Origin of the sequence: Pseudoalteromonas sp. S558 (assembly GCF_005886635.1) — a bacterium.
Classification (GTDB): domain Bacteria; phylum Pseudomonadota; class Gammaproteobacteria; order Enterobacterales; family Alteromonadaceae; genus Pseudoalteromonas; species Pseudoalteromonas aliena.
In genome coordinates this window covers 1-276 of record NZ_PNDU01000592.1, presented here as the reverse complement: position 1 = coordinate 276, position 276 = coordinate 1, and the positions used below count along the sequence as shown (strand labels likewise).

Sequence of the window (276 nt, the reverse complement as noted above, 5' to 3'; positions counted from 1 at the left end):
GTTTACCCATTTCCTTGCGCTCGCGATATCTTCAAAGGCTTTCTCAGGGTATTCTGGGCGATACTTTAACGTCTTAAATAGCGATTCAGAATAAGGGTTATCATTACTCACAGACGGTCGGCTAAATGAAGGAACAATACCTAACTCCTGCAATGTTGCCCCTTTCATTGGTGTAGTGGTCAATAAAATTTGGCCACAGTTTTAGAATCTTTGTATCTGACCTCAGATTCATTTGGCGCTAAACCGGCATTATATTTTTTCGGCCTAACATTATTG

Annotated in this window: 1 pseudogene; it reads right to left on the bottom strand. The window is 40.6% G+C overall.

The annotated features are described in order from the left end of the window. A pseudogene (locus CWB66_RS21560) lies at positions 1–171 on the bottom strand (IS3-like element ISPpr7 family transposase); the annotation flags it as partial. Between the last annotated feature and the right edge of the window lie 105 nt (positions 172–276).